Here is a 1,797-nt window from a genome sequence, read left to right on the forward strand (position 1 = left end):
AAAAGTTCCGCTGTCTGGAAGCGATGATGTTCACTTCGATGCAAAAATTAACCTCCCCGGTAATCAAGCTCAATGGGGACAAGCTCCTCCATTAAACAATCTGATGGGTAAGGTGCGAATTACTGAGGTCAATCCAGAGTTTGAAAATATCACTGCAAACTTTTTGGGTGGGGACTTGAAAATCGTAAGCGCGCCCTCCACAGCAGGAAATACTAGCTTCAGCATTAGGGGTGATATCAATGCTAGCTTCATCAAAGATTACATCTCAGGAAATTTAAAATCCTCAACCCATCCAGCGCTACTGACTGCAATGAGCGGATCAGCCAAATATGAAGGCTTGATTAACTTTAATAAAGCGGGAAGTCAAACCAATCTGAAATTTGATTTGCGCAATTGGGTAAGCACTGCGCCTGCACCTGCCAACAAATTAGCGGGAACCCCTATGCTAGGTGAGCTCAGCCTAAAAACTTACCCGGCAGGCAAAAACAGTTCAGTACATTCAGATTGGTCTGGAAAATTGGGGGATCAATATTTCCTCCAAGGAAATCTCAATTTTGCGAATGAAATAAAAAATGCTTTAGGAGTGGGATCGCCGGCACCATTGCCACAACAAGGTAGTTCACTTCACTTAGTAAGCAATGAACTCAATCTTGATCAATGGGTAGAATTTTTGGGAGCAAAAAAATCAGCCAATAAAGCGATTGATGCTAAACCGTCTGACGCCCCCGAGGATGACGTCCAAATATCCGCTCAAGTAAAGAAATTAATTGCTCTAGATCGCGAATGGACTGATGTAAGCATGCAGTCCCAGAAGAAAAATAGGATCTGGCAACTCCAATTAAATGCACCTCAAATTGCTGGTCAAGTGCAATGGCATCCCAGCAGTGGCGATCATCCGAGCGGGCTAATTGCTGGAAAACTTGCGCGCCTGAAAGTGCCAGATCAACGCATAGCTCCTGATCCACTCAATAAGGAAGATAGCCCACAAAAACCATCTTCAGTTAACACCCCCGTCAACCCCAACGCGATTCCCAGCTTAGATTTAGTAATTGATGACTTTAGCTGGAAAAAAGCAAAGTTGGGTACGGTAAAGATCCAATCGAGAACCAGCCAGGATCTCGTGAAAATCGATTCTATTCAGATTAATAATCCTCAAGGCAACTCCATCGTCAAAGGTCAATGGAGTGCAAGAACTCCAAACGTTGCAGAACAGAGCTCTTTTACTGCCAATGTGAAAATCCAAGATGCCGGACAAATTATTTCTCATTGGAGTAACTCTAAGTCTGTAGAAGGTGGAGAGGGGAAGTTTAATGCTTCACTCTCATGGTCTGGATCACCCTTTACACCAAATTATGATTCTTTAGCTGGCACCGTTAGCCTCGACCTTGCTAAAGGTCGCTTACTTGAAGTCAATTCTGATGGCGCAAAATTACTAGATGTTTTGAGTCTGCAAAGCTTGTTTAGGTTTGCTACCTTGGACTTAAAAGGTAGTCTTGGCAGCTTGGTCACCAAAGGCACCCCATTTAACTCAATTAATACCAATTTTGAGGTCGAGCAAGGCATTGCACAAGCTAAGCAATTCACGATGGTTCTGGATCAGGCTCGTGTTGCAATGACTGGACAAATTAACGTGCCCAAAGAAACTCAAGATTTACGCATCACCATCTTCCCAACAATTGACGCTACAGCAGGCTCACTGGCGGCATTTGCGATTAACCCAATTATTGGTCTGGGGGCGGTCGTAGGTCAATACCTCATTACCAATCAAATTAATCGCAGTATGCAAACAGATTATTT

1 protein-coding gene is annotated in these 1,797 nt (G+C 43.7%); it reads left to right on the top strand.

Annotation, left to right across the window (positions count from 1 at the left end):
- A partial coding sequence (locus B7X71_RS16295) for an AsmA-like C-terminal region-containing protein (protein WP_293601502.1) occupies nucleotides 1-1,797 on the top strand: 1,797 nt, incomplete at both ends.

Source organism: Polynucleobacter sp. 39-46-10 (genome assembly GCF_002282275.1).